Source organism: Cyanobium sp. FACHB-13342 (genome assembly GCF_014697415.1).
Taxonomy (GTDB): Bacteria; Cyanobacteriota; Cyanobacteriia; order PCC-6307; family Cyanobiaceae; genus Cyanobium_A.
This window is the reverse complement of record NZ_JACJRT010000009.1, coordinates 1-25,197: the sequence shown is the minus strand read 5'-3', so window position 1 is coordinate 25,197 and position 25,197 is coordinate 1. Positions and strand designations below refer to the sequence as shown.

Sequence of the window (25,197 nt, the reverse complement as noted above, 5' to 3'; positions counted from 1 at the left end):
GTTGCCGTGGAAGCGCTGTTGTCTTTGCCCGCCCTGGTGCTGATGGCCCTGCTGGGGGTGAGCAGCGTCAAGGTCACCAGCGGCGGCCAGTCGCGGCTGGTGGAGCGGCTCGGCAAGTACGACCGCCAGCTGCAGCCCGGCCTGTCGCTGGTGCTGCCGGTGCTGGAGAAGGTGGTGAGCCATGAATCGCTCAAGGAGCGGGTGCTCGACATCCCGCCCCAGCAGTGCATCACCCGCGACAACGTCGGCATCGAGGTGGATGCGGTGGTGTACTGGCAGCTGCTGGAGCACGCCCGGGCCTACTACGCCGTCGACAACCTGCAGGCGGCCATGGTGAACCTGGTGCTCACCCAGATCCGGGCCGAGATGGGCAAGCTCGACCTCGACCAGACCTTCACCACCCGCAGCGAGGTGAATGAGACGCTGCTCCAGGAGCTCGATCAGGCCACCGATCCCTGGGGCGTGAAGGTGACCCGGGTGGAGCTGCGCGACATCCAGCCTTCCCGTGGGGTGCAGCAGGCGATGGAGCAGCAGATGACGGCCGAGCGGGAGAAGCGGGCGGCGATCCTGCGCTCCGAGGGCGAGCGCGACTCCCAGGTGAATGCGGCCCGGGGCCGGGCCGAAGCCCTGCTGCTGGATGCCGAAGCCCAGGCCAAGCAACAAACCCTGCTGGCCCAGGCCAGGGCCGATGCCGCCACCCGCCTGGCCGAAGCGATTGGCGGCAACCCGGCGGCGGCCGAAGCGCTGCGCCTGCTGCTGGCCAGCGACTGGATGGCCATGGGTGAGCAGATGGCCCAGGCCCCCGGCGGCAGCGTGCTGATGGTGGATCCCCAGAGCCCGGCGGCCCTGCTGACGGCCCTGCGCAATTTGCAGCAGGGTCAGGGCTGAGGCGGCCGGGGCGGCGGTGGCGGCAGGAGGCCCCCATCTCCAGGCGCCCAATTCCCAGCAGGCTCGAGCCTTACGGCCGTGCCGCTGGCGCAGGCCATCAGCATGCCGCCCGCCTGGCCCAGCACTTCGTAATCCATCCGCACGCCCACCACGGCATCGGCGCCCAGCAGCCGGGCCCGCCGGCTGAGCTCCTGCAGCGCCATCTCCCGCGCCCGCTCCAGGGTGGTTTCGTAGGCCCGGGCCCGGCCGCCCACCAGGTCGCGGATCGAGGCGAGGATGTCGCGAAACAGGTTGGCACCGAGGATCGTCTCGCCGTGCACCAAGCCGAGGTAATGGCAGATCGGCCGCCCCTCCAGGCTGGGGGTGGTGGTGAGCAGCATCGTTGGCGGAGGAGCGTTGGTACCTCCCAGCCTGGCTTCGCTTGAGGCCAGATGCTTCCTACTGCTGAATCTGCTGTTGCTGCCGCCAGCGGGCATAGAGATCTGGGCGGCGCTCAGCTGTGCGCTGTTGCTGCTGCTCAGCGCGCCAGCGGGCGATGGCGCCGTGGTCGCCACTGCGGAGCACCGTGGGCACCTCCAGCTCCCGGAAGCTGGCGGGGCGGGTGTAGTGGGGGTGTTCCAGCAGCAGGGCGCTGTGGCTCTCCTCCTCCAGGCAGGCCTCGCTGCCCACGGTGCCGGGCAGCAGTCGCACCACCCCGTTGATGATCACGGCCGCCGGCAGCTCGCCGCCGGTGAGCACGAAATCGCCGATCGACACCTCCTCATCGGCCAGGGCGCGGATGCGCTCGTCGAAGCCCTCGTAGTGGCCGCAGATCAGCACCAGCTGCTCGTAGCCACCGGCCCAGCGGCGCAGGTCGGCCTGCTGCAGCGGGCTGCCCTGGGGGCTCATCAGCAGCACCCGCCGCCGTGGCAGCACCGGAATCGCCTCCACCGCCGCAAACACCGGCTCGGGCTTGAGCACCATGCCTGCTCCACCGCCGTAGGGCTCGTCGTCCACCTTGCGGTACTTGTCGGTGGCGTAGTCGCGGGGGTTGTGGGTGTGCAGCGCCGCGATGCCAGCGGCAAAGGCCCGGCCGATGACCCCCAGCTCCAGCAGGGGCGCGAAGGCCTCCGGGGCCAGGCTCACCACATCGAGGCGCATGGGCTCAGGTGGCGGGTTCGGCGGGCCGGCTCACCCGGCGGATCTCGGAGCTGAAGCTGGCCCGATCCGGGAGGCCATCGGCCCGGGTCACCACGGTGCTGCGCAGGCGCAGGTTGGGCTTGGTGAACCAGATGCGCTCGCGCACCTCCCGGCCCTCGGTGGTGATCACCAGCTCCAGGCTGCCGTCGGGCCAGAGCTGCCAGCGGCCCTGTTGGGGGCCGTTGCGGAACACCCCATCCCCACTGAATTGCAGGTCCTGGGTTCCGCCATCCTTCGGGCCGACCCTCAGACCCCCGGGGCCACCGGGGGCTTCGGGCTCCAGAAAGGTCACCACCAGTTCGCCCCGCTCGCTGCTGTGCCAGACGTCACTGTCTTCCGCGTCGGGGTCTGCGCCGGTGCTCACCGTGCCCAGGCTGAACTGGCTGCGCAGGCTCATCCATTCGCCGGCGCAGTGGCGCAGGAAGGCACCGATCTCCTCAGGGGGGAAGGGGGCGGTGTCGGTGCTGGGCTCGGTCATGGGGACGATTCTCTCAGTCGCCAGGACTCGCGTTGCCCACCCAAACCACCTGGGCCCCGTAGCCGCTGAGGATGCGATCGGCCGTGAGCAGGGTGAGCTCCGCCTGGATGGCCTGGGCCACCAGCAGCCGGTCGAAGGGGTCGCGATGGATCCAGGGCAGGTGCTGCACGGCCAGGCAGTGTTCAGGCGCGATTCCCAGTTCCTGAAGACCCTGCTGTTTCAGCCCGTCACGCAACTGCGTGGCGTCGACGAGGAATCCGGGTTTGCCGAGGGAGGTTTTGATCGCCACTTCCCAGAGGCTCACAACGCTATACAGCAACGGCAAGCGGCGATCACGGAGGTTTCCACACAACGCTGCCGGTAGGCGTTCCGGGGAGATGGCCAGCCAGAGCAGCAGCTGGGTGTCGAGCAGTTGCGGGCTCAAATTCGGTTGGCTTGAGCTGGCTGTTTCCATCAGCCGAACATCGATTCGATGTCCTCCTGGAAGTCGGCTTTGAGGTCGCAGTCCAGAACAGCAGACCCCCGTAGAAAGCCGAGTTCGCGCTGGCGAGGGGTCTCATCCACCGGCACCAGACGCACCAGGGCCTTGCCGGCCCGGGCGATCACCACCTCCTCGCCATCGAGTGCCTGCTCCACGTAGCGGGAGAGATGGGTCTTGGCGTCGTGGAGGTTGACCTGCATTCGCTCAGCTTAGCCGGCAAAGCGGCTAAGCAGCAGCGGCCTAGTCGCCCCGGTAGCCCAGTTCGCTCAGGCGGGCGGCGCTGCGGCGCCAGTTGGGCACCACCTTCACGAACAGCTCCAGATACACCGGCCCGTCGATCAGCTTCTGCATCTGCTGGCGGGCGCCGCTGCCGATCTCCTTGAGCATGCGGCCACCTTTGCCGATCAGGATCCCCTTCTGACTGCTGCGCTCCACAAGCACGGTGGCCAGCACGGCGGTGCGGGGGCCGTCGTCAACGATGCGCTCGATCTGCACCGCCACCGAGTGGGGCACCTCCTCGCGGGTGTGGTGCAGCACCTGCTCGCGAATCAGTTCCGCCAGAAGCAGTTGCTCGGGCTGATCGCTCACCGCATCCGGGGGATAGAGGTGGGGCCCCTCCGGCAGGTCGGCGGCCAGGGCGGCCACCAAGGCTTCGGTGCCCTCGCCGCTGAGGGCGCTCACCGGGTGGAGGGGCCAGTCGCCCGCCAGCTCGCGGTAGCTCTGCGCCAGCCCTTCGGCCCGCTCCGGATCCACCAGGTCGTTCTTGTTGAGGGCCACGTGCACCGGGGCGCGGCAGTGCTGCAGCAGCTCCACGATGAAGCCATCACCCCGGCCGGCGGGTTCGCTGCCGTCCACCAGCAGCAGCACCACATCCACCTCGCCGATGGCGCCCCGGGCGCTCTGCACCAGCCGCTCTCCGAGCAGGTGGTGGGGCTTGTGGATGCCCGGGGTGTCGAGCAGCACCAGCTGGGCTGCCGGGGTGGTGAGGATGGCTCGCAGCCGGTTGCGGGTGGTCTGGGCCACCGGCGAGGTGATCGCCACCTTTTCGCCCACCAACTGGTTGAGCAGGGTGGATTTGCCCACGTTGGGCCGGCCGATCAGGGCCACGAAGCCGGAGCGAAAGCCCTCAGGGCTCGTGGGCAGGGCCGGGATGGTCGCGGGAAACTCCATCGGTCCAGCCTGGCAGCCGGCAGGCCTCAGCAGGGTTTGGCTTCGGCCCGGGCCAGGGCTTCGCTGGGATCGCGGCTGAGGTCAGCCTGGAGGAAGTCGCGCGTCTGGGGCAGGGCCACCCGCAGGTCGGATTCCAGGTGCAACTCCACGGTCAACCGGGCGGCTTCCAGGGCGCCGTTCTCCAGGACGTGGCCGCCGCACTGGCGATCGTCGCTGAGGAAATGGAAGTGATAACCAGGGATGTTCAGGCTGCTGACGTAACGCGGCGACCAGAAGCCCACCAGGGTGCCGCCCAGGTTGCGGTGGTCAAACACGGTCTGGACCGCGGCGGCGGCCTCCAGGTCCGTGCCCGTCTCCACGGCGCTGACGGTGCGCACCTCAAGGCGATCCAGCAGGCCGCGCACCCGGATGGCCATGAAGAGGTTGTCGCTGGGCCGCAACGCGTCGAGGCGGCTGCAGAGGTCGGCCCAGCTGGTCACCTGCTCGAACTGGTGCTGCTGGTCGCTGTGGAAATGGGTCACCACAAAGAACGGCGTCAGTTCGTCGTCGGGGGCTCGGCTCAGGGATCCATCGGCCCGGGCCTGCCAGCACTCGCCCTCCAGCAGCACCCCTTCGCCATCGAGGTGGTCGAAGGTGCCCAGGCCAAAATCGCCGTGGCTGGCCAGTTCGCCCACCCGCAGGCAGCCCTGGGACACGCCCTCCACCACGGCCGTGGAGGTGGACACCTGCCAGAGGGTGTGGTGCTCCAGGTCGAGATAGTCGCCCAGGGCCGCCCGCAGCACGTGGTCGGCGCTCTCGCCCGTGCGACGGCAATGGTCCTCCAGGGCCCGGCGGTGGCCCTCCGGCAGGTGCAGCTGCAACCCATGGCGGTGGCGGGACATCGAAGCGATGCGGGCAACGCCCATAGGCTGCTGTTGCATGCCACTTCTGTCCACCGCGATGACCCCAGCTCCTCGCCAACCCACCTTCCAGCAGGCCATGGAGATCACCGCCCAGTGGCTGGCCCTCTGGGAGAACGGGGAACTCAGCGACGAGGTGCTGGCTGATCGGGTGGCCGAGCTGGTGGCCAGCAGGGATGGCGCCCGCGGTTTTTTCGTGGTGAGTCTGGCCGGTGATGCCCCCCTGATGGATCGGCTGCCCGAACCGCTGCTGCTGCAGCTGCGGCTGGCCGGGGAGGGGGTGGTGGACCTGTCGGCCCGCAACCTGGCGATGAGCACGGCGATGGTGCTGCACCACCGGCGGACCGGGGATGGGGCCCAGCAGGCTGCCTCCGAGCGGGTCCAGGCCCGCTGCACCGAATTGCTGCGGGGCCTGGAGCCCCAGGCGGTGAAGCAGCGCCTGGAAACCCTGCTGGCTGCAACAGCAGGCGAGGGTGACGACGTGGCCTTCCTGGAGCGTTGGGGCTACGACGCCGACCAGCGCCAGGCCATCGCGGCGGCGATCGAGGCGGTGGCGGAGGGCTGAGCCAGGCCAGGATGGCCCCAATGCCGGCCCTCCCCATGGTTGTTCGCCCCTTTGCCCCCCGGGCCCTGCGCGCCCTGGCCCTGGGACTGGGCTCGGCCGCGCTGTTGGCCCCAACGGCGGCCCGGGCGATCGAAACCATCAAGCTGCGTCTGCCGCTGCTCGACACCGACTTCACGATCCGGGTGGCCGAGTTGCGCAGTCCCCAGGCCCTGATGGCCGGCGACAGCGATCTGGCCGAGCTCGATCGGGCCACCGATGGGGTGATCGGCCGGAAGCTCCAGGCGGTGCTGCAATCCAACTTGCCCCTGGAGCTTCGGGCCGTGGTGCGCAACGCCCAGGGGTCGCCCCTGCTGGACCAGGTGCTGCTGGTGGTGGGAGCCCTCGGCGACATTGATGGCCTCCCCGATCCCCTGCAGCCGGCGCAGTTCCAGCAGGCGATGGAACGGGCCGCCGCCAAGGGGGGCATCAGCCTGCTGGATGTGCTGGAGCAGCTGCCGGGCGAGAGCGTCACGGTGCAGCTGGGCCGGTTGGGCTCCGCCGTGCAGCGATTTCGCCGCCAGCGCCTGCCCGCGGACCAGCTGATTGCCGCCGTGCCGCCGGTAAGCAGCGAGGGGCGCCTCCTGGTGGCGGGCCTTTCCACGCCGGCCCGCCGCGATGTCTCCATCAGCGCGCCCCATCGCCCCGAGCCCCTCGCCGTGGTGGTGGTTGAGCCCAACCGGGGATCCACGGCCACTCCCAACCGGTTGGTGGTGATTTCCCATGGTCTGTGGGATGACCCCAGCAACTTTGAGGGGTGGGCGATCCACCTCGCCAGCCACGGCTACACGGTGGTGCTGCCCCGCCATCCCGGCAGCGACCAGAGCCAGCAGCGGGCCATGCTGCTGGGTCAGCAGCCGCCACCCAAGCCTGAGGAGCTGGCGCTACGGCCCAAGGATGTGTCGGCAGTGATCGATGCGGCGGCTCAGGGCCGGCTGGGCCTGAGCCGGCCGGTGAATACCCAGGCGGTGCTGGTGGCCGGCCATTCCTGGGGTGCCACCACGGCCCTGCAGCTGGCCGGGGCCCGGCCCACCGACAGCAGGCTCAAGCAGCTGTGTGATCAGCTGGCCGATCCCTCCCGCAACCTCAGCTGGGTGCTGCAGTGCAACTTCGTGGGGACGGCTGCAGCGGCGGCCCTCGCCGATCCCCGGGTGGTGACCGCTGTGGCGGTGAGTCCGCTGATGCGGCTGCTGTTTGATACGGAGTCAGCCCGAGCGATGTCCGCCAAGGTGTTGGTGGTCACGGGCGGCAGCGATTGGGTGGTGCCCCCGGGGCCAGAGGCGATCGAGCCCATGGCCAGGGCCACCCGCTCCGGCGACAGCGGCCACCGCTTGGTGCTGGCGGAACGGGCCGACCACTTCAATCTGCGCTCGTCCCAGCAGGATGGTGGCGGCCCCCTGCGGGGCCTGCTGCTGGCCTGGTTCAACGCGGCCGCGCAGGCTGCGCCGGGGACCGCTCCCCAGCTGCCGGGCGGCGGATGGGGAAGCCCAAGCCATCCCCTGCGGGACGTGACCACCGCCCTGCCCCGGGTGGTGGCCCCAGCGGCGGGCCAGCCATAAAAAAGCGCCCCCTGGTGGGGGCGCTTGAGAGACCGCTGGCCTGGGAGATCAGTCGCGGCGACCGCCACCGTTGAGGGCAATGATCAGGCGCAGGATGAAGATGAACAGGTTGATGTAGGTGAGATACATCCCCAGCGCACCGGCCAGGTATTGGTCGTCGCTATAGGTGCGGGGCATCGTGTAGAAGTCGACAAAGGCGGCCCCCACGAACAGCACGGTGCCGAAGCCGGCGATCAGCAGCTCCATGCCACCGCCGCCGAAGCCAGGCACGAAGATGCCGCCCACAATCTGCACGACCATGGCGATCAGCAGGCCGAGGATGCCCAGGCCCACCACCCCGCTGAGGGCCTGGCCGACGTTGTCACTCATGCGGCGACCCATGAACGAGGCCGCCACAAAGGTGATGCCGGTGGCCAGGGCGGCCGTGCCGATCGCGCCGATGCCGGCGGTGCCGATCGCCATCGCCACGATGCCGCTGAGGGTGAAGCCGGTGATTAGGCTGTAGGCCGTCAGCAGCGGCAGGGCCGTGCTGTTGTTGCCCTTCATCGCCACGTTCTGGGCCACGAAGAACAGGATGAAGTTGCCGATCAGGGCCACCCAGAACAGGGGCATGAACAGGGTGGGATTGCTGGCCATCAGGGCCAGGCCGCCGATCACGCCACCGGCGGTGAGCACCATGCCGCCGCCCACATAGGGCAGCGCCTTGTTGACCACATTGGGCCCCACCAGGGCGCTCGACTGCGCCTCACGGATCGCTTGCTGAAAATTGCTGCTGGCCGGCATGGCGCACCAGTGGAAGGAAACTTCATCCATCCTGCCAGCGGTTTTCAGCCATTGGGAGGCTCCTGGGCCGCTGGGGGGTGCGGATCTCCCCATGCAGGCCAAACACGGGTGTGGGGTTGTTGCCGGCTTCAAACCTTCGGTTTCAGGAGTTGCCGTCGCCCTCGCGCCCGGATCCCGGCCACAACCTCACCGCGAGCACCGCAACACCGGTGCCAATGCAGGATTCAACAAAGCGCAGCAGGGCGTTCAGACCCGGACTCAGCTTGGGATCCAGGCTGCCGGTCACCATCACCACGAGCACCGTGATCGCAGCCAGGCGCCCGTGGCTCGGGATGTGGATGCTGGTGCAGAGCAGCACCGTGGCGAAGATCGCCAGGGCCATGCCCAGGGGGTGAAAGGGCAGCAGGGTTAGGTAGAGGGCGCTGGCGCCAGCACCGATGGCCGATCCCAGAATGCGCAGGGAGGCGGAGGAGGTCGTTTCCCTGCGGCTGGACTGGGTCACCACAATCGCCGAGATGGCCGACCAGAGCCCGCCGATCTTGGGCAGATAGCCCGGAAACAGGCCCGTGAACCAGAAGCCGAGCAGGTAGGCCACCAGGGCGGCCACGGCGATTTCGGCGGGGATGCGCAGGCGCTCCGGGCTGTTCAAGGATCCAGGCGACGGTTTTGGCCATCGAACCGCTTTGGTCCCGTGGCTGCCAGCCTTTGGGCATCCCGGTTGGCGTAGGCGGTTACCAGCCGCTGCACCAGCGGGTGGCGCACCACATCGGCCGCCGTGAGTTCGCAGATCGCCACGCCCTCCACCCCCTGAAGCACCTGGGCCGCCTCAATCAGGCCGCTGAGTTGGCCGGCGGGGAGGTCGATCTGGGTGGGGTCCCCGGTGACCACCATGCGGGAGTGTTCGCCCAGGCGGGTGAGCACCATCCGCATCTGGGCGGCGGTGGTGTTCTGGGCTTCATCGAGGATCACAAAGGCATCGGCCAGGGTGCGGCCTCGCATATAGGCCAGAGGAGCCACCTCGATCACGCCCTTCTCCAGCAGGGCGGAGGTGCGTTCCGCCCCCAGCAGGGAATGGAGGGCGTCGTAGAGGGGGCGCAGGTAGGGGTCGACTTTCTGCTGCAGGTCGCCGGGCAGAAATCCCAGCCGCTCCCCCGCCTCCACCGCAGGCCGGGTGAGCACCAGTCGCTCCACCTTGCGTTCCGTGAGCATCCGCACCGCCTGCACGGTGGCCAGAAACGTCTTGCCGGTGCCGGCGGGCCCCAGGGCAAGGGTGAGGTCGTGGCGCTCCATGGCCTCCACGTAGGTCTTCTGCCGCAGGGTGCGTGGGCGCAGCAGGTTGCCGCTCTGGCTGCGGGCCAGCACCTGGCGTCCCAGCTGCTGGTGCTCCTCGCCCCGGCCGGTGTCGAGGGCCTGCAGGGCGGTTTGCACGTCCACCGCGCCGATGGCCTGCCCCTCTTCCCAGAGGGGGCGCAGCAGTTCCACCAACGCAGAAGCCCGCTCCAGTTGGCTGGGGCGGGCCTGAATCACCAGGTCGAGGCCCCGCAGCACCAGGGAAGCGCCGGTGAGGGCTTCCAGGCGATGCAGAGTCGACGACTCGGCGTCGCCCGCCAGGGCCAGGGCCGCGGCGGGGTTGGGCAGGGGGATGGAAAAGCTGGTCCGCCCCTGTGGCTCAGCCCTGGGATCTGGCTCAGCCGTGGGGCGAGGGATCAAGCTTCGGCGGCAGCAGCTTCTGCAGCGGGCTCAGCGGCAGCGGCTTCTGCAGCGGCCTTGGCTTCGGCGGCGGCAGCGGCCTCGGCAGCCTTGGCTGCAGCCGCATCCTTGGCGGCTTGCTTGGCCGCAGCGTCGCGGGCTTCAGCCTGCTTCTGCTTGCCGATCACTTCGGCGGGACGGACGGTCTTTTCCACCAATCCGCCTTTCTCGAGCAGGGAGCGCACCGTGTCCGTGGGCTGGGCGCCCTGGCTCAGGCGGGCCCGGATCGCTTCGGTGTCGAGGCGGGTTTCCTTGGTGCGGGGGTTGTAGAAGCCGAGCTCCTCAAGCGGGCGCCCATCGCGGCGGGACGTGCTGTTGGTGGCCACGAGGCGGAAACTCGCTTCCCGCTTCTTTCCAAACCGCTTCAGGCGGAGCTTGATCATCGTGGCCTTGCCGCTAGGTGTCCAAACAACCAATGTACCTGCTCGGGTGCTCAGAGCTCCCCGAACCCCTTGCGCTTCTTGGCGGGCCGCGACGGCCGGCGTCCGCCACCACCGCCCATGCCGCCCATGGCAGGCATGCCGGGCATTCCGGGCATCCCGCCCATCCCGGGCATGCCGCCCATGCCTGGCATTCCAGGCATTCCCGGCATGCCGCCGCCCTTGGTCATCTGCTGCATGAAGCCGCGCATCTTCTGGAAATCGGCCAGCACCTTGTCCACGTCGGCCGGGGTGTGACCACTGCCCGCGGCAATCCGGCGACGGCGGGAGGGCTGGGACGCCAGCAGTTCTGGCTGCTGCCGTTCGCCCTCGGTCATCGAGCCGATCATCGCCTCGATCTTTTTGAGCTGCTGCTCGCCCTGTTTGAGCATGCCGTCGTCGATCTTGTTCATGCCGGGGATCAGCTTCATCAGGCCGCCCAGGGAGCCCATGCGCTTGATCAGGCGCATCTGCTGCAGGAAGTCGGAGAAGTCGAAACTGGCTTCCTGCAGCTTCTGCTGCATCTTCGCCACATCGGCCAGCTCCACCTCCTTGGTGGCCTTCTCCACCAGGGTGAGCACATCGCCCATGCCCAAGATGCGGCTGGCCATCCGCTCGGGGTGGAAGGGCTGCAGCGCCTCCACCTTCTCGCCCGTGCCGATGAACTTGATCGGGGCGCCACTCACCTTGCGGATCGAGAGGGCGGCACCGCCGCGGGAGTCGCCGTCGAGCTTGGTGAGCACGGCGCCGGTGATGCCCACCTGGTCGTGAAACGCCCGGGTGAGTTCGGCCGCTTCCTGGCCGATCATTGAATCCACCACCAGCAGCACCTCATCGGGCTGCACGGCTTCGCGGATCCGCACCATCTCCTCCATCATCGAGGTGTCGATCTGGAGGCGGCCAGCGGTGTCCACCAGCACCGTGTCGAAGCCCTCGGCCTTCGCCTTGGCGATGCCGGCCGCGGCGATGGCTTCCGGCTTGGCGTCAATGCCGAGGCTGAACACCTCCACCCCGATCTGGCCGCCGAGGGTTTTCAGCTGCTCAATGGCCGCGGGCCGGTAGACGTCCGCCCCCACCAACAGGGCCTTGCGGCCCTGCTCCTTGAGGTGCAGGCCGAGCTTGGCGGTGGCGGTGGTTTTGCCAGCCCCCTGCAGGCCGGCCATCAGCACCACGGAGGGCTCCCCGGCTTTCCCACCGGCGGCCAGGGGGGCGTTCTCGCCGCCCATGGTCTCGACCAGCTGCTCGTGCACCAGTTGGATGAATTTCTGATCCGGGCTCACCCCCCGCACCACCTCGGCCCCGACGGCCTTGCGCCGCACCTCCTCGACGAAGTCCTGCACCACCGGCAGGCTCACATCCGCCTCCAGCAGGGCTCGGCGCACCTGCTTGAGCGCCCCCTCCACGTTGGTTTCGGTGATGGCGGCCTGCCCCCTCAGGCTCTTGACCGCGTCCTCAAATCGCTGCGAAAGCTCGTCAAACATCGCGTTGCCGCTCGGGGGCCAGGTGCGGGGGCCAGCCCCCGGGATTGCGGTGATCGTAAAAAGTGGGGTCGCCGATCCGGACCCTCAGGGGGCCTTCTGGAAGCTCGCCAGCCTCCACAGGCCCCCATCTCGGGCAAACACGTAGCGGTTGCGCAGGTCCAGCTTGGTGGGATCGCCTTCCGGGTCTCCTTTGGTGTTGAGCCGCTGGTCCGCGTAGCGGAGGTTCACCGTGGCGGCAATTCGGTTCGGGTCCCGTTCTTCGATGGTCAGCGCCGTGATGTCCGTGCTGATGGTCTGGGTTTCGCCGCGGGCCTGGTCGGCGGCTCGCTCGCTTTCCAGCCGATCCACCTGGCTGGGTCGGGCTAGCACCTCGAGGGGGATGCGGCTGTCCTTGCCGGCCAGGATGGCGGCCTTGGCGTCCAGCCAGGCCTCGAGCAGCTCCTGCACCTGGGCTTCGCTGGGGGTCTCCGCCCGCAGGGGGATGGCGGGCGCTGCTGGCGCCGGCGGCTTGGCCAACGGTTTGGGAGCGGGCTGCACCGCGATCGGGGTTCGGCCCGGGCCTGGGGGCAGGGGGCGCAGGCGCACGGCCGCAGCGATGGCCAGCAGCGCCACTCCAGCTCCCGCGGCGGCCACCGTGGCGGTGCGGCGCGAGGGCAGCGGCAGTTGGGGCCATTGGATCTGGGGCCAGCGCCAGTCGGCCAGCCAGCTGTCCAGCCAGGGGGCTTCGTCTTCGTCGTCCTCGTCCCTGTCCCCGGCGGCGGGGGTGGCCGGATCGGCTGCCATCTCCCAGGACAGGGCGCTGTCGGCCGCTGCCGGCAGGCGCTCGCTGGGTGGGTCGTGCTGCTCCACGTAGGCCTGCACGTCCCGATCGGCGAAGTAGGCCTCCAGGTCGGGATCGGCCTCCAGGTCGCGGTAGCCGGGGAGCACATCGCGGGTGAGCCAGTCGCGGCAGTAGGCGCAGAGCTGGGCCAGGGGGTCGGAGCTCTGTTGTTCGGCCCAGCGCCTCAGTTCGGGGCTGGCCCCCCGCTCGAAGGTGGCCAGGGCCAATTCCACCTGGCCGAGCAGCAGGTGTTGGCAGGCCACCAGTGGTTGCACCCCCTCCTGGCCGCTGGCTTCCAGCCGCTGGCGGGCCTCCGCGATCCGTTCCGGCTTGCGCTGGGCAAAACCAGAGGCGGTGAGGGCGGTGCTGGCCAGGAAATCGGCGGCGGCGGAGGTGGGCGCCCACCGGCTGAACAGGTCCACCTGCTCCTGCACGGTGAGAAAGGAGCGGATCTGCTTGAAGAAGGCCTGGAATTCGGCCGGCCCCATGCTGGGGTCGCCGAAGCCCTCCAGGCCGCCGCGACGGACCACCAGGTCCTCCAGGAGGTTCAGTCCCTCGGCCCGCTCGCTCTGGGCTGTGAGGTTGCGGCTGAGCAGGTCGAGCACCCGGTAGGGCCGCAGCCCGTCCAATTCTTCGTTGAGCTGCTGGCGAATGGCCGGAAGCTGCCCCATCCGTTGCAACAGCTGCAGGCCCTGCTGCAGGGTCTGGGCGGCAGCCTCGTACCGCCGTTGTTGGTGCTGGTCGGCAGCGCCGGCCAGGCAGGCGAGTCCGGCCAGCAGGGTGAGATCGGCTTCCCGGGTGCTGCCCAGGGCGGGGGCCTGGGGCGGTTGCAGCGCCCGGCAGGCCAGTTCGAAACAGTCGAGGGCCTGACCCGCCTCCAGCAGCAGCAGGAGGCCTCCCACCTCCTTGCTGGTGGGAACATCCAGGGCTGGCATCACCGACCGGTCATCGCCGGCCAGGGCTGTCAGATCGGATTCATAAGCATGGCGGCGGGGCTCGTCACTGAGCAGATCAGCGCTGGCCCTCAGCAAGTCCTCGCGAGCCTGCAGGGTCTCCTGGGTGAAGCCCTGATCGGGCGCCCGGTCGATGCGTTGCTGCAGGGTGCGCAGCAGCGACTGCAGGTCGGTGGTCGGGCTGACTCCGAGCAACCGGAAGTGATCGATCGGCAGTTCCAATCCAGGCCCGTCACTGGTGGCTGACTGTAGGCAGGGTCAGCGGTTTTGCCAGAACTTGTTTGGGGCTGCTGAGGTTGGACCTCGTAGAGTTGCTTGATGACGCAGGCAGACATGGGCCCCGACATCGCGGCTGTAACTGGAGGAGCTGCGCCTGGCGCAGCATCGTCCGGGGCCCCTTCCTGCTCTGCCGACTCCACCAGCCTGGTCGGAGCCCATGCCGAGCGCCTGGAGAATCTCTATCCCTCCATTCCGGCAACGGTGACCCGCGAGGAGGGCTTGATGCTCTATCGCGACATGACCCTGGGACGGCGCTTCGAGGACAAGTGCGCCGAGATGTATTACCGGGGCAAGATGTTTGGCTTCGTGCATCTCTACAACGGCCAGGAGGCCGTGAGCACGGGCGTGATCAAGGCGATGAAGATGCAGCACGACTGGTTCTGCAGCACCTACCGCGACCACGTCCATGCCCTCAGCTGCGGCGTCCCGGCCCGGGAGGTGATGAGCGAGCTGTTCGGCAAGGAAACCGGCTGCAGCAAGGGTCGTGGCGGCTCGATGCACCTGTTTTCCAAGGAGCACCATCTGCTGGGGGGCTACGCCTTCATCGGCGAGGGCATCCCCGTGGCCCTCGGCGCCGCCTTCACCAGCCGCTACAAGCGTGATGCCCTGGGCGATGCCAGCAGCGACGCCGTCACGGCGGCCTTCTTCGGGGATGGCACCTGCAACATCGGTCAGTTTTACGAGTGCCTGAACATGGCGGCCCTCTGGAAGTTGCCGATTCTGTTTGTGGTGGAGAACAACAAGTGGGCCATCGGCATGGACCACAACCGCGCCACCAGTGATCCGGAGATCTGGCGCAAGGCCGCCGCCTTCGGCATGGCGGGCGAAGAGGTGGATGGGATGGATGTGCTGGCGGTGCGCGCTGCCGCCCAGCGGGCGATTGAGCGGGCCCGGGCTGGGGAAGGCCCCACCCTGCTGGAGTGCCTCACCTACCGCTTCCGTGGCCACTCCCTGGCCGACCCGGATGAGCTGCGGGCCGAGGCGGAGAAGGAGTTCTGGGCGAAGCGCGATCCGATCAAGGCCCTGGGGTCCCGTCTGATCGAACAGGGCTTGGCCACGGCCGAGGAGCTCAAGGCGATCGAGAAGGAGATCGATGCCGAGGTGGCCGACTGCGTGGAGTTTGCCCTCGCTGCCCCCGAGCCCAAGCCCGAAGAGCTCACCCGCTACATCTGGGCTGAGGACTGAACCTGGCTGGAGATTGAGCCCCTACAAGCGGTGGAGTCGGGCCTGTTCGCTGGCAGCCCGGAACACGAGGCTGTGGCGATGCACGAGGGGCCCGATCTCGTCATAGCCACCACCGATCACCGTGGCGATGGGAATGGCCCGCCGTAGGCAGGCATCAAGCACCAGCCGGTCGCGGTTCAGCAGACCTTGGCTACTCAGGCAGAGCCGTCCAAGGCGATCCTCGCGATGGGGGTCCACCCCTGCGTTGTAGAGCACCAATTGCGGTCGCTCCTGGTCCAGGAGATCCGGCAAGCAGTCGCCAATCGCCGCCAGGTAGGCGTCATCCTCCAGTCCATCGTCGAGGGGGAGGTCGACGTCACTGCATTGTTTGCGCAGGGGAAAGTTGCTGGCGCAATGGGCGGAGAAGGTGAACACCCGCGGATCGCTGGCAAAGATCGCCGCCGTGGCATCGCCTTGGTGCACGTCCAGATCCACCACCATCAGACGTTCCACCGCGCCCTCCGCCAGCAGCACCCGGGCGGCCACCGCGCAGTCGTTGAAGATGCAGAAGCCGCTGCCATGCAGGGGAAAGGCGTGGTGGGTGCCGCCGGCCAGGTGGCAGGCCACGCCTTGCTGGAGCGCCAATCTGGCCGTGAGCACGGTGCCTCCCACGGCCAGCCAGGTGCGACGCACCAGGGGCTGGGTGGCCGGTAGGCCGATGCGGCGCTGGTCGGCGGCACTGAGTTCGCCCCGGCCAAAGGCCTGGTGGTACGCCCTTGGATGCACCAGCTCCAGCCAGCGGCGAGGGGCCGGCAAAGGGGTGTGCAGCTGGCTCGGTGTGGCGATCCCCTGGCTCAGCAGCAGGTCATGCAGCTGGCGGAATTTCGCCATCGGAAAGCGATGGCTGCTGGGCAGGGGGGCCGAGTAGGCCGGGTGATAGATCAGCGGAGGCCCCAGAGCCGACTCCTCAGCGACAACCCATCAGGGATGGGATTCAGAGATTGGTGGGTGTGCGGCGGGTGAGGTTGCGCAACTTGCGCAGGGCCTTCAGCTCCACCTGGCGAACCCGTTCCCGGGAGACATCCAGCTGGCGGCCAATTTCAGCCAGGGTGTGCCGCTCTTCGCCTTCCAGTCCAAAACGCAGGTGCAGCACCTGGCGTTCCTGGTCGCTCAGATGGCTCAACCAGCGGCCCAGTTGTTCCTGATGAATGCCCCGCTCCACCCGATCGAGGGGCTCTTCCTCGGAGGAATCGGCGATCAGGTCGCCCAGGAAGCTGCGGCCTTCATCGCCATTCACCGGTGCATCGAGGCTCGAGGTGGTGAGGGCCTGGCGCAGGAGCCCATCGAGTTCGTCGATCGGCATGGCCATCGCTTCGGCGATTTCCTGCCGGCTGGGCATGGCACCGAGCTTGTGGGCCAGATCCAGGCTCACTTTGCGGATGGCGGTGAGCCGTTCACTCAGGTGAACGGGCAAGCGGATGGTGCGGGACTGGCAGGCAATGGCCCGGGTCATGCTCTGGCGAATCCACCAGAAGGCGTAGGTCGAAAACTTATAACCGCGGGTGGGATCAAATTTCTCAACGGCCCGTTCCAATCCCAGAGATCCCTCCTGGATCAGATCCAGGAGTTCCAAACCTTTGCCTTGATACTTTTTCGCAACGCTCACCACCAAGCGGAGATTGGCTTTCATCATGCGCTGCTTGGAGCGCTTGCCGATGCGCAGCAGCTTTTTCTCGAGATCGGAGTACTCCCGATCCCCTTCCTCAATCAGGCGCATCATCGTTTGCACCTGGTTGCCCAGTTCGATCTCCTCCGCGGGCGTGAGCAGGGGTTCCCGGCCGATGGTGGCCAGATACCAAGTGATGGGGTCGCTACTTCGCCGGCGACTGCTTTCACTGGCCCGCAGCGGAGAGGATGTCATCGGATCGCTTTTGGGAGAAGACGACTATCGATGCAAATTCAGCCGTGAGAGTGTGTTTTCAGCAACCCTTTAGCTTTCAATTGCAAAACAACACAAAGCTGCGCAACAGTGGGTGGTGTTCGGTGTGCTGATCAACACAATTTGGCGAGTTGTTGCGCCACTGCCATGGGGCTGGCTGCGCCATGTCCTCCTGTGCCGAGCTGAAGCCCGGCCTGGGCGTGGGCCAGGCCGGCAGCGGCCAGCCAACTGGCATCGGCATCCCCGGTGACGGCCATCGCCATCGCGCCCAGTCCGGCGGCATGGCCAGCCAGCACATCCCCCAGGCCAGCCCGGGCGCTGCTGGGGGCGGCCTCCAGCAGTTGCCAGCGGCGTCCATCGGGCGCGGCCACCACGCTGCGGGCTCCCTTGAGCAGCACGGAGGCGCCGCTCAAGCGGGCGGCGGCGGCGGCAGCGTCCGGGGCCGTGGCGGCGTCGTGGCCCCGGTGTGCCAGCTCGGGAAAGAGGCGGGCAAATTCCCCGGGGTGGGGGGTGATCCAGGTGGGGCCCAGCCGTTGCTGGAGCCAGGCCCCGGCGCTCAGGCCGAGGCTCTGGGCCACGGGTCCGGCCAGCCGGTTGAGGCCGTCGGCATCCAGCACCAGCAGTCCCGGCCAGGTCAGCAGGCTCTGCCAGCCATCCGCTTCCCCCGGTCCTGTCTGGGGAACGGGGGGTGCCAGGGGGCCGATGCCCGGACCGATCAGCAGGGCATCAAGGCGCCGGGGATCGAGGTCGAGGAGGGGGTCGAGGCGCAGGCTGCCGTGGTGGTGGCAGGCCAGGGTCTGGCTCACCACCACATGGGGGTGCTGCTGCCAGAGGCTGCTGGCCAGGCCAGCTGGCAAAGCAGCTCGCAGGCTGCCGCAGCCGCTGCTGGTGGCCCCCGCCAGCACCAGGCTGGCCGCCCCCCGGTAGGCCTCACTGCCCGCCACCACCAGCAGCCGACCACGCTGGTATTTGCTGGCGGCCGGATCCAGGGCAGGGCGGGGCCGATCGGCCAGATCCCGCTGGCCCAGCCCCAGCACGGTGGCCTTTGGCAGGGTCTCCAGCAGGCTTCTCGGCAGGCCCAGATCGATCCACTCCAGGGCGCCCACGGCAGCCAGGGCAGGGTCCTGCACCAGCCCGATCTTGACCAGGCCAATGGCGTAGGTCGTGCTGGCCTGGGCGCTCACCGTGCCGGTGGGTCGGCCGCTGTCGGCACAGAGGCCCGTGGGCACATCCACGGCCACGAGGGCTCCGGGCCGCCGTTGCTGGCGCGCCTCGAGCAGGGCTTCGAGTGCCGCATCGGGTGCCCGCCGTTGCCCGATGCCGAGCAGGGCATCAATCCAGAGTTCCGGGCCATGGGCTGCAGGTGGCTGGTGCAACCGGGGGATCCCCAGCCAGAGGGCGTGGCGCAGGTGGGTGGCGGTGAGTGGTTTGTGGTTGTCGAAGGGGCTCCAGATCGCAGTGGCCACCCCGGCCAGGTGCAGTTCCCGCGCGATCACCAGCCCATCGCCGCCGTTGTGGCCCGGGCCCACCAGCACCAGGGCCCCATGCTGCGCCAGCCATGCGCCGTGCTGCTCCAGCAGCCGGCGGGTAACCGCCAGGGCGGCTTTCTCCATCAGGGCCTCCACCGGCAGGCCACTGGCGAACAGCTGCTCCTCCAGGGCTGCCATCTGGGCGCTGCTCACCAGCAGATGGCGGCTATCCCGCTCGGGCCAGGCGGGCAATGCGGCTGGGTGCACCAACCCTGTTTCGGCAACTGGGTTTCATGATGGGAGAGATCTGACCGTTGTCTGCCCTGTTGTCCAGTTCCGTTGCCACCTCAGGCAGCCCCGGGTCGCCTTGCACTCCGGCCGGCCTGGCGGCCCTGGATCGGTTGCGCACCTGGCCCGGAGAGCACCGCGTGGCCGTGGGCCTCTCCGGTGGGGTCGACAGCTCCCTGACGGCGGCCCTGCTGGTGGAAGCGGGCTGGCAGGTGGAGGGGCTCACCCTCTGGCTGATGAGCGGCAAGGGCGCCTGCTGCGCCGAAGGATTGGTGGACGCCGCCGCCATCTGTGAGCAGTTGGGCGTGCCCCACCACGTGGTGGATTTTCGCGAGCACTTCCAGGCCCAGATTGTCGATTTTCTGGTGGAGGGTTACGCCGCTGGGGTGACGCCGTTGCCGTGTTCCCGCTGCAACCGGGAGGTGAAGTTTGGTCCGATGTTGCAGTGGGCAGAGACAGAGCGGGGTATCGGTCGTCTGGCCACAGGCCACTACGCCCGGGTGCGCCATGGGGCCGTGAGCAACAACGGCCGCCACCAGCTGTTGCGGGGCCTCGATAGCCAGAAAGATCAGAGCTATTTCCTCTACGACCTGCCGCAGGAGGCCCTGGGCCGGCTGGTGTTTCCCCTCGGGGAGCTGACCAAGGCCGACACCCGCCTCGAGGCGGAGCGCCATGGCCTGCGTACGGCCCAGAAGCCGGAAAGCCAGGACCTCTGCCTGGCGGATCACCACGGCTCAATGAAGGCCTTCCTGGATGCCTATTTGCCGCCTCGCCCCGGCGAGATTGTGCTGGTGGATGGCACGGTCGTGGGAGAGCACGACGGCATCGAGCACTTCACCATCGGCCAGCGCAAAGGGTTGGGGGTGTCCTGGTCCGAGCCGTTGCACGTGGTGCGGCTGGACGGCGCCATGAACCAGGTGGTGGTGGCGCCCAGAGCCGAGGCTGCCCGGGCCGGGGCCGTGGTGGGCGCCGTCAATTGGGTCTCGGTGCCGCCCCCCGAGGGCCCGATCGAGGTGGCGGTGCAGGTGCGCTACCGCAGCGCCCCCGAGCGAGCCCTGCTCACTCCCCTACCTGCCACCGATGCGGACCGGGCGGCCCAGCGGCCCCACCGGGTTCAGCTGACCTTTGCCGAGGAGCAGTTCTCGATCACACCGGCCCAGGCGGCGGTGTTCTACGACGGTGAGGTGCTGCTGGGCGGCGGACTGATCCAGGCCGCCCCAGCCACGGGATCTCACCAGTAGGGGTCGCTGGCCAGGTCCACGTTGAGCGCTCCGCTGCGGCTGGCCGGAACGGTGGCGATGCAGGCCCGCACCACCTGGCCGTTCACCTCGATTTCGCAGGCGCCGCAGCTGCCCCCCAGGCAGCCGGTGGGGATGGTGACCCCCGCCGTCCGGGCGGCCAGCAGCCAGTCGCACCCGGCCTGGCACTGGCTGGTGTGGCCGTTGGGCCAGTGGATGGTGACGGGGGTGGCGGCCATGGGCGGATCGGTCAGGCTGCCAGCAGGGGCTCGAGGTTCACATGGGCCTCAAAGGCATCGGCCAGCCGCTCCAGCAGGGCATCCCGCTGGCGACTGTGGTGGGGTTGATCTTCCGGCAGTGGCGGCAGGCCGCGGCGCTGGCGCAGCTGGTTGAGCCAGCGGCGACGCCAGGGACCGCTTTCAAACACCCCATGCAGATAGGTGCCGGCCACCACGCCGCCCTGCGTGCCGTAAGGCTGCCAATGGCCCAGGTCCGGGTCGCTCGCCAGGGGCTGCAGGCCGCTGGCCTCCACAGGGGTGCTGATGCCGCGGTGCAGCTCGAAGCCCTCCAGGCTGAGGCCCTGGCCAGGCCAGAGTGCCTGGCTGCTCCGCTGGCGCAGGGCTTTGGAGCCACCGAAGCAGGTGTGCAGCGGCAGCAGGTCGAGGCCCGGCACGGGCCCACCCGCGGGGGTGCTGGAGTCGCCGCCCTCCAGGCCGTCCGGATCCCGCAGCTGGCGACCCAGCAGTTGCAGGCCGCCGCAGATGCCGAACACCTGGCCGCCATCGCTGGCGTAGGCGCGCAGCGCCTCCCCCAGGCCGGAGCGCTGCAGGGATGCCAGGTCGCGCAGGGTCTGCTTGCTGCCCGGCACGATCACCGCATCGGGGGCCCCCAGCGGCTCCCCCGGCGCCAGCCAGCGCAGCTGGACGCTGGGTTCGGCCTCCAGGGGATCGAGGTCGGAGAAGTTGCTCAGCGACGGCAGCTTCAGCACGACGATCTCCAGTGCAGCGTCCCGTTTGCGGCCGCGGCGCTCCAGCAGATCGAGGGAGTCTTCCGGCGGAAACAGTTCATCGAGCCAGGGCATCACCCCCAGCACAGGGATGCCGGTGTGGGCTTCCAGCCAGCGCCGGCCTTCATCGAAGAGCTCGCGGCGGCCGCGGAAGCGGTTGATCAGCAGGCCGCGGATCAGGGGGCGCTCCACAGGCCGCAGCAGGGCCAGGGTGCCCACCAGCTGGGCGAACACGCCGCCGCGCTCGATGTCGGCCACCAGGATGCAGCGGGCCCGCAGATATTGGGCCAGCCGCAGGTTGGTGAGGTCGCGCGGCTGCAGGTTCACCTCCACCGGACTGCCCGCCCCCTCCAGCACCAGCCTTCCGCCGGGATGGGCTGCCTGCAGCTCGCTGAGCCCGGCGCGGATGGCGGCCCAGCCGGGGCGGAACCAGTCGCGGTAGTAGTGCTCGGCGCGGCATTGGCCCACCGACTGGCCCAGGTGGATCACCTCACTGGTGGAGTCGCCCTGGGGCTTGAGCAGCACGGGGTTCATGGTGTGGTGGGGCTCCAGGCCGGCGGCCCAGGCCTGGAGCGCCTGGGAGTAGGCCATTTCGCCGCCGGTCTGGTCCACCCAGGCGTTGTTGCTCATGTTCTGCCCCTTGAAGGGCAGGGGCGTCTCGCCGCGGCGGCGCAGCACCCGGCAGAGGGCGGTGGTCATCAGCGACTTACCGGCACCGCTGCTGGTGCCCAGCACCATCAGGGGGTGGGGGGGCGAGGCTGGGTTCACAGCCGGGGCCGCCACCGGCGCAACCCGTGCAGCAGGCGATCGAGCCCGCTGGGGTTGGGGATCTCCCCGGGCCATTGGGCCAGCAGCTCCCGGCCCATGGGCGTGAGCCGCACCCGCTCGGTGAGCCCCTGGCCATCCACCTCCCGCCGCAGCACCCCCAGTTGGATCAGCCAGATCCAGTGGGCTTCAATCCGATCGGGCGTGGGGGCTCCCCGGCAGAGGCTGGAGGCGTCGTTCCGGCTGCAGAGCCCGGTGCTGCTCAGGGCCCGGTCGGTCACCGCGTCGTAGAAGGCCCGCCGGAAGGGAAGGCAGCGCAGGGCCTGGCCGGCCCGGTTCAGGGCGCGTCGGTCGTTGAGGGGAGGGCCGCTGGCGGTTTCTGCCCGGTGTTGCATAGGAGGATTCTCCCTGATGCCCATGCTTGTTCTCGCTTCGGCCTCCCCAGCCCGTCGTCGTCTGCTGGAGCAGGCGGGCATTGCCCATCGGGTGCAGGTGAGTGGTGTGGATGAGGAGTCCATCCGCCACCCCGATCCCCACACCCTGGTGCAGCAGTTGGCCCAGGCCAAAGCCACCGCCGTGGTTGCAGCGGAAAGCGCGGTGTTGGGCTGTGATTCCCTGCTGATGTTCGAGGGGGAGGTGTTCGGCAAACCCGCCGATGCGGCCGAGGCCCAGGCCCGCTGGCGGCGCATGGCTGGGGGCTGGGGGGAGCTGATCACGGGCCATTGCCTCCTTCCAGCTCGCCATCCAGCGGCCGAATGGCTCCCCCGACTCGCCGTAGTGGCGACCCGGGTGCAGTTTGCACCGATCAGTGACGCCGAGATCGACGCCTATGTGGCCAGTGGGGAACCCCTCCAGTGCGCCGGTGGCTTTGCCCTGGAGGGGCGCGGTGGGCTGCTGGTGGAGCGGATCGAGGGCTGCTTTAGCAATGTGATCGGCCTGAGCCTGCCGCTGTTGCGGCGCTGGCTCACTGACCCAGCAGACTGTCGATCAGCTGACCCAGGCTGAGGCCGCTGCTCGGAGCCACCTGGGGGGTGACGGTGAGCACCCGATCGGACCAACTGAAGCTGGTTGTGCCGCCCTGGTCCCGCACCTGTAGGGGCCAAGAAGTGCCATTGCGATCACTGATCTGATAGCTCCCACTGCGCGGTCGACTGATGGTGTAGACGTTCCCGTTCTGAAGACTCACCTCGAGGAGACGTCCTCGGTTGCTGCGAACTTCGCGCAATTCGCAGCTGCCGTTGAACAGGGTCTTGAACCAGCGGCTGAGTTTGCACTGGCCCAGTCGGGCCTGGGTGCTGCCACCTCCTCCCCCACTTCCGCCGTAGAGCTGGTTGGAGAGGGCGACATTCACCCGCTGCCGGCTCCAGCCATCACTCCAGCAAGTGCGGGCCATCCCATCGCAGGCGCTGCCATTGCTCAGGCGGAATTGCCGAGGCGGAGCCTGGCCACCGAGGTTGCGCAGGGCCGTCTGCTCGGCGTAGGCGCCGAAATACTCCCGGGTCAGACCCAGGGAGAGGCCCGCCTGGTCGTAGCAGACCTGGCCGCCGGGATCACACACCACCCCGGCCCGGGGGGCCTGAAGCCCCTGGAGGCCGTTGCCGGATCCGCCGGACGCTGGCGGCAGCGAGCCGAACAGCTGTTGGGTGAGCTTGGGCGCAAGCTGGCCCTTCTGCCAGCCATCGCTCCAGCAGGTTGCCACGCGCAGGTCACACACGGCGCCGTTGCTGAGCCGGAAGTCGTTGGGGAGCGGCCGGTTGCGCAGCTCGGCGGTGAGCCGGTTGGCGGCGATGCTGCCGAAGTAGGTCTGGGTGAGGGCCACCGATGGGCCCTGGCGGTCATAGCAGGTGGGACCGGCCTGGTCGCAGATCACGCCGGGGGCAGGGCCGGTGATGGCCCCTTGGGCGTGGCCGCTGATGGATCCGGCAAGGCTGGTGCTGAGCAGGCCCGCCGAAAGCAGGCCGATCAGGGGGCGTGGCAGAGATGGCATCCAGGAGGACAGGCTCTGGCGAAAACTTACCCACGCTGGAGCTCCTCCGCACAAAAAAGCCCCCACCTGTGGTGGGGGCTGAATCGTGCGAACGGTTCGCGGGATCAGTCGAGATCCGGCATGGCCAGGGTGGGCTCGGCCTGACGGTCGATGCCCTTCTCGAAACCGGCAGCGGCGGCGCGGGCGCGGCCGGCATGCCAGAGGTGACCCACCAGGAAGAAGAAGGCGAGCACAAACTGCGTGGACGCCAGCCACTGGCGGATGTTCACGAAGTTCACCGAGTTGGGCTCGGTGATAATGCCGCCCACGGAGTTCAGGGACGCGTTGGGAGCGTGGGTCATGTATTCAGCCGCGCGGCGCACCTGCCAGGGCTGAATGTCGTTCTGGAGCTTGTCGAGGCTCAGGCCGTTGGGGCCGCGCAGGGGCTCCAGCCAGGGGCCGCGGAAGTCCCAGAAGCGCATGGTTTCACCACCGAAGATGATCTCGCCGGTGGGCGAGCGCATCAGGTACTTGCCCAGACCGGTGGGGCCCATGGCCGAACCGATGTTGGCGCCGAGGCGCTGGTCACGCACCAAGAAGGTGAAGCTCTGGGCCTGGGAGGCTTCGGCGTTGGTGGGGCCGTAGAACTCCGAGGGGTAGGCGGTGTTGTTGAACCAGATGTAGGCCGAGGCGATGAAGCTCATGAAGCTCAGGGCGCCGAGGCTGTAGCTCAGGTAGGCCTCACCGTTCCAGATGAAGGCACGGCGCACCCAGCCGAAGGGCTTGGTGATGGCGTGCCAGATGCCACCGAAGATGCAGATCAGACCGATCCAGATGTGGCCACCGATGATGTCTTCCATCGAGTTCACCCCGATGATCCAGCCCTCGCCGCCAAAGGGGGCGCGGGTGAGGTAGCCGAAGATCACGCCGGGGCTGAGGGTGGGGTTGGTGATGATGCGCACATCGCCACCGCCCGGTGCCCAGGTGTCATAGACACCGCCGAAGAACATGGCCTTGAAGACCAGCAGCAGGGCGCCCACACCCAGAAGAATCAGGTGATAACCAATGATGTTGGTCATCTGGTTCTTGTCGCGCCAGTCCTGGGAGAAGAAGGAGGAGTAGTTCTCCAGTACTTCAGGACCGCGCAGGGCGTGGTACAGACCGCCCAGGCCGAGCACGGCCGAGCTGATCAGGTGCAGCACACCCACCACGAAGAACGGATAGAGGTCGACGACCTCACCACCAGGACCCACGCCGTAGCCGAGGGTGGCCACGTGGGGGAACAGGATCAGACCCTGCTCGTACATGGGCTTGTCGAAGGTGAAGTGGCTCACCTCGAACAGCATCATGGCGCCGGCCCAGAAGACCATCAGGCCAGCGTGGGCGACGTGGGCGCCGAGCAGGCGACCGGAGAGGTTGATCAGGCGGGCATTGCCTGCCCACCAGGCATAACCGGTGGAGTCGAGGTCTTTGCCCCCGACCACCAGGTTGGAATTAAAGGGCGTTTCCACGGGGCAGAACCTCTTCAGGGAAGACGAAGTTTTCGTGCGGCTGGTCAGCCGGTGCCATCCAGGCACGCAGACCTTCATTCAGAAGAATGTTCTTCGTGTAGAAGGTTTCAAA

General features: G+C 68.4%; 27 protein-coding genes and 1 pseudogene. 6 read left to right on the top strand and 22 right to left on the bottom strand.

Annotated elements, in window-relative coordinates; translation table 11 throughout:
* Positions 1-6 precede the first annotated feature (6 nt).
* Positions 7-888 (top strand): SPFH domain-containing protein, encoded by an 882-nt coding sequence (locus tag H6G16_RS08120; RefSeq protein ID WP_190389821.1) that lies wholly within the window; start codon positions 7-9, stop codon positions 886-888.
* Here the strand turns inward: H6G16_RS08120 and H6G16_RS08115 are convergent.
* Genes H6G16_RS08115 through budA form a run of 7 tightly spaced genes read right to left on the bottom strand, consistent with a single transcriptional unit; the run spans position 879 to position 5,116 of the window.
* A complete protein-coding gene (locus H6G16_RS08115) occupies positions 879-1,268 on the bottom strand; it encodes a heavy metal-binding domain-containing protein (protein ID WP_190389820.1) in 390 nt (129 codons plus the stop codon). The two genes, H6G16_RS08120 and H6G16_RS08115, sit on opposite strands and share 10 nt — an antisense overlap.
* 58 nt (positions 1,269-1,326) lie before the next feature.
* On the bottom strand, positions 1,327-2,028 hold the full coding sequence (trmD, locus tag H6G16_RS08110) for a tRNA (guanosine(37)-N1)-methyltransferase TrmD (RefSeq protein ID WP_190389819.1): 702 nt from the start codon (positions 2,026-2,028) through the stop codon (positions 1,327-1,329).
* A 4-nt stretch (positions 2,029-2,032) separates the two neighbouring features.
* Positions 2,033-2,545, bottom strand: a complete 513-nt coding sequence (locus H6G16_RS08105; protein ID WP_190389818.1) for a phycobiliprotein lyase — start codon at positions 2,543-2,545, stop codon at positions 2,033-2,035.
* Positions 2,546-2,558: 13 nt separating this feature from the next.
* Positions 2,559-2,969, bottom strand: a complete 411-nt coding sequence (locus H6G16_RS08100) for a type II toxin-antitoxin system VapC family toxin (protein WP_242036298.1) — start codon at positions 2,967-2,969, stop codon at positions 2,559-2,561.
* A 29-nt stretch (positions 2,970-2,998) separates the two neighbouring features.
* Positions 2,999-3,226, bottom strand: a complete 228-nt coding sequence (locus tag H6G16_RS08095) for a type II toxin-antitoxin system prevent-host-death family antitoxin (RefSeq protein ID WP_190389816.1) — start codon at positions 3,224-3,226, stop codon at positions 2,999-3,001.
* Between the two features lie 40 nt (positions 3,227-3,266).
* Positions 3,267-4,196 (bottom strand): GTPase Era, encoded by a 930-nt coding sequence (era, locus tag H6G16_RS08090; protein WP_190389815.1) that lies wholly within the window; start codon positions 4,194-4,196, stop codon positions 3,267-3,269.
* A gap of 26 nt (positions 4,197-4,222) precedes the next feature.
* The gene (gene budA, locus H6G16_RS08085) at positions 4,223-5,116 is read right to left on the bottom strand and encodes an acetolactate decarboxylase (RefSeq protein ID WP_242036297.1); all 894 of its coding nucleotides are present in this window, start codon (positions 5,114-5,116) and stop codon (positions 4,223-4,225) included.
* Between the two features lie 19 nt (positions 5,117-5,135).
* On the opposite strand from budA, the gene H6G16_RS08080 reads away from it, so the two are divergent.
* Both H6G16_RS08080 and H6G16_RS08075 read left to right on the top strand, forming a co-directional pair.
* The gene (locus H6G16_RS08080; protein ID WP_190389814.1) at positions 5,136-5,660 is read left to right on the top strand and encodes a hypothetical protein; all 525 of its coding nucleotides are present in this window, start codon (positions 5,136-5,138) and stop codon (positions 5,658-5,660) included.
* Positions 5,661-5,695: 35 nt separating this feature from the next.
* Positions 5,696-7,255, top strand: coding sequence for an alpha/beta fold hydrolase (locus H6G16_RS08075; RefSeq protein ID WP_190389813.1), 1,560 nt, complete (start codon positions 5,696-5,698; stop codon positions 7,253-7,255).
* A 48-nt stretch (positions 7,256-7,303) separates the two neighbouring features.
* On the opposite strand, the gene H6G16_RS08070 is transcribed toward H6G16_RS08075, so the two are convergent.
* The 6 genes from H6G16_RS08070 to H6G16_RS08045 form a co-directional block, all read right to left on the bottom strand.
* On the bottom strand, positions 7,304-8,038 hold the full coding sequence (locus H6G16_RS08070) for a Bax inhibitor-1 family protein (RefSeq protein ID WP_190389988.1): 735 nt from the start codon (positions 8,036-8,038) through the stop codon (positions 7,304-7,306).
* A 142-nt stretch (positions 8,039-8,180) separates the two neighbouring features.
* Entirely contained in the window at positions 8,181-8,687 is a 507-nt protein-coding gene (locus tag H6G16_RS08065; RefSeq protein ID WP_190389812.1) for an FUSC family protein, read from the bottom strand.
* Positions 8,684-9,655, bottom strand: coding sequence for a PhoH family protein (locus H6G16_RS08060; protein ID WP_190389987.1), 972 nt, complete (start codon positions 9,653-9,655; stop codon positions 8,684-8,686). Before H6G16_RS08060 ends, H6G16_RS08065 begins: the two co-directional genes overlap by 4 nt.
* Positions 9,656-9,744: 89 nt before the next feature.
* On the bottom strand, positions 9,745-10,170 hold the full coding sequence (gene rpsP / locus H6G16_RS08055; protein ID WP_190389811.1) for a 30S ribosomal protein S16: 426 nt from the start codon (positions 10,168-10,170) through the stop codon (positions 9,745-9,747).
* A 50-nt stretch (positions 10,171-10,220) separates the two neighbouring features.
* Entirely contained in the window at positions 10,221-11,687 is a 1,467-nt protein-coding gene (gene ffh, locus H6G16_RS08050) for a signal recognition particle protein (protein ID WP_190389810.1), read from the bottom strand.
* 84 nt (positions 11,688-11,771) lie between these two features.
* Complete coding sequence (locus tag H6G16_RS08045; RefSeq protein ID WP_190389809.1) at positions 11,772-13,682, bottom strand: ARC6/PARC6 family protein; 1,911 nt, start codon at positions 13,680-13,682, stop codon at positions 11,772-11,774.
* 111 nt (positions 13,683-13,793) lie between these two features.
* On the opposite strand from H6G16_RS08045, the gene pdhA reads away from it, so the two are divergent.
* Positions 13,794-14,924 carry a pyruvate dehydrogenase (acetyl-transferring) E1 component subunit alpha gene (gene pdhA, locus H6G16_RS08040; protein ID WP_190389986.1) on the top strand — a complete coding sequence of 377 codons (1,131 nt, stop codon included), beginning with the start codon at positions 13,794-13,796 and terminating at the stop codon, positions 14,922-14,924.
* 21 nt (positions 14,925-14,945) lie between these two features.
* Here pdhA and H6G16_RS08035 read toward each other — a convergent pair whose 3' ends face one another.
* The 3 genes from H6G16_RS08035 to H6G16_RS08025 form a co-directional block, all read right to left on the bottom strand.
* A complete protein-coding gene (locus tag H6G16_RS08035; protein ID WP_190389985.1) occupies positions 14,946-15,860 on the bottom strand; it encodes a histone deacetylase in 915 nt (304 codons plus the stop codon).
* A gap of 37 nt (positions 15,861-15,897) precedes the next feature.
* Complete coding sequence (locus H6G16_RS08030; protein ID WP_190389808.1) at positions 15,898-16,824, bottom strand: sigma-70 family RNA polymerase sigma factor; 927 nt, start codon at positions 16,822-16,824, stop codon at positions 15,898-15,900.
* A 131-nt stretch (positions 16,825-16,955) separates the two neighbouring features.
* Entirely contained in the window at positions 16,956-18,578 is a 1,623-nt protein-coding gene (locus H6G16_RS08025) for an NAD(P)H-hydrate epimerase (protein ID WP_347238841.1), read from the bottom strand.
* 59 nt (positions 18,579-18,637) lie between these two features.
* On the opposite strand from H6G16_RS08025, the gene mnmA reads away from it, so the two are divergent.
* Entirely contained in the window at positions 18,638-19,840 is a 1,203-nt protein-coding gene (gene mnmA, locus H6G16_RS08020; RefSeq protein WP_190389807.1) for a tRNA 2-thiouridine(34) synthase MnmA, read from the top strand.
* Here mnmA and H6G16_RS08015 read toward each other — a convergent pair.
* The 3 genes from H6G16_RS08015 to H6G16_RS08005 are packed head-to-tail and all read right to left on the bottom strand — an operon-like array spanning position 19,831 to position 22,003.
* Positions 19,831-20,076: a 2Fe-2S iron-sulfur cluster binding domain-containing protein gene (locus H6G16_RS08015; protein WP_190389806.1), complete on the bottom strand. Its 246-nt coding sequence runs from the start codon at positions 20,074-20,076 to the stop codon at positions 19,831-19,833. The genes mnmA and H6G16_RS08015 overlap by 10 nt on opposite strands.
* An 11-nt stretch (positions 20,077-20,087) precedes the next feature.
* The gene (locus H6G16_RS08010; protein WP_190389983.1) at positions 20,088-21,581 is read right to left on the bottom strand and encodes a cobyric acid synthase; all 1,494 of its coding nucleotides are present in this window, start codon (positions 21,579-21,581) and stop codon (positions 20,088-20,090) included.
* A 26-nt stretch (positions 21,582-21,607) separates the two neighbouring features.
* A complete protein-coding gene (locus tag H6G16_RS08005) occupies positions 21,608-22,003 on the bottom strand; it encodes an Npun_F0494 family protein (RefSeq protein ID WP_190389805.1) in 396 nt (131 codons plus the stop codon).
* Positions 22,004-22,025: 22 nt separating this feature from the next.
* Between H6G16_RS08005 and H6G16_RS08000 the strand changes: the two genes are divergently transcribed.
* Positions 22,026-22,613: a nucleoside triphosphate pyrophosphatase gene (locus H6G16_RS08000; RefSeq protein WP_190389804.1), complete on the top strand. Its 588-nt coding sequence runs from the start codon at positions 22,026-22,028 to the stop codon at positions 22,611-22,613.
* Here the strand turns inward: H6G16_RS08000 and H6G16_RS07995 are convergent.
* The 3 genes and pseudogenes from H6G16_RS07995 to H6G16_RS07985 form a co-directional block, all read right to left on the bottom strand.
* Complete coding sequence (locus H6G16_RS07995) at positions 22,573-23,595, bottom strand: YcgJ family protein (protein WP_190389803.1); 1,023 nt, start codon at positions 23,593-23,595, stop codon at positions 22,573-22,575. The genes H6G16_RS08000 and H6G16_RS07995 overlap by 41 nt on opposite strands.
* A 104-nt stretch (positions 23,596-23,699) precedes the next feature.
* Positions 23,700-25,085, bottom strand: a complete 1,386-nt coding sequence (gene psbC, locus H6G16_RS07990; RefSeq protein WP_190389802.1) for a photosystem II reaction center protein CP43 — start codon at positions 25,083-25,085, stop codon at positions 23,700-23,702.
* A pseudogene (locus H6G16_RS07985) lies at positions 25,069-25,197 on the bottom strand (photosystem II D2 protein (photosystem q(a) protein)); the annotation flags it as partial. The gene psbC and the pseudogene H6G16_RS07985, both read right to left, overlap by 17 nt.

Bases quoted from the DNA above. Each gene is read 5' to 3' on its own strand.
- H6G16_RS08115 (WP_190389820.1), bottom strand. From the start codon at position 1,268: ATGCTGCTCACCACCACCCCCAGCCTGGAGGGGCGGCCGATCTGCCAT.
- trmD (WP_190389819.1), bottom strand. From the start codon at position 2,028: ATGCGCCTCGATGTGGTGAGCCTGGCCCCGGAGGCCTTCGCGCCCCTG.
- H6G16_RS08105 (WP_190389818.1), bottom strand. From the start codon at position 2,545: ATGACCGAGCCCAGCACCGACACCGCCCCCTTCCCCCCTGAGGAGATC.
- H6G16_RS08095 (WP_190389816.1), bottom strand. From the start codon at position 3,226: ATGCAGGTCAACCTCCACGACGCCAAGACCCATCTCTCCCGCTACGTG.
- era (WP_190389815.1), bottom strand. From the start codon at position 4,196: ATGGAGTTTCCCGCGACCATCCCGGCCCTGCCCACGAGCCCTGAGGGC.
- budA (WP_242036297.1), bottom strand. From the start codon at position 5,116: ATGCAACAGCAGCCTATGGGCGTTGCCCGCATCGCTTCGATGTCCCGC.
- H6G16_RS08080 (WP_190389814.1), top strand. From the start codon at position 5,136: ATGACCCCAGCTCCTCGCCAACCCACCTTCCAGCAGGCCATGGAGATC.
- H6G16_RS08075 (WP_190389813.1), top strand. From the start codon at position 5,696: ATGGTTGTTCGCCCCTTTGCCCCCCGGGCCCTGCGCGCCCTGGCCCTG.
- H6G16_RS08070 (WP_190389988.1), bottom strand. From the start codon at position 8,038: ATGCCGGCCAGCAGCAATTTTCAGCAAGCGATCCGTGAGGCGCAGTCG.
- rpsP (WP_190389811.1), bottom strand. From the start codon at position 10,170: ATGATCAAGCTCCGCCTGAAGCGGTTTGGAAAGAAGCGGGAAGCGAGT.
- ffh (WP_190389810.1), bottom strand. From the start codon at position 11,687: ATGTTTGACGAGCTTTCGCAGCGATTTGAGGACGCGGTCAAGAGCCTG.
- pdhA (WP_190389986.1), top strand. From the start codon at position 13,794: ATGGGCCCCGACATCGCGGCTGTAACTGGAGGAGCTGCGCCTGGCGCA.
- H6G16_RS08030 (WP_190389808.1), bottom strand. From the start codon at position 16,824: ATGACATCCTCTCCGCTGCGGGCCAGTGAAAGCAGTCGCCGGCGAAGT.
- H6G16_RS08015 (WP_190389806.1), bottom strand. From the start codon at position 20,076: ATGGCCGCCACCCCCGTCACCATCCACTGGCCCAACGGCCACACCAGC.
- H6G16_RS08010 (WP_190389983.1), bottom strand. From the start codon at position 21,581: ATGGTGCTGGGCACCAGCAGCGGTGCCGGTAAGTCGCTGATGACCACC.
- H6G16_RS08005 (WP_190389805.1), bottom strand. From the start codon at position 22,003: ATGCAACACCGGGCAGAAACCGCCAGCGGCCCTCCCCTCAACGACCGA.
- H6G16_RS08000 (WP_190389804.1), top strand. From the start codon at position 22,026: ATGCTTGTTCTCGCTTCGGCCTCCCCAGCCCGTCGTCGTCTGCTGGAG.
- H6G16_RS07995 (WP_190389803.1), bottom strand. From the start codon at position 23,595: ATGCCATCTCTGCCACGCCCCCTGATCGGCCTGCTTTCGGCGGGCCTG.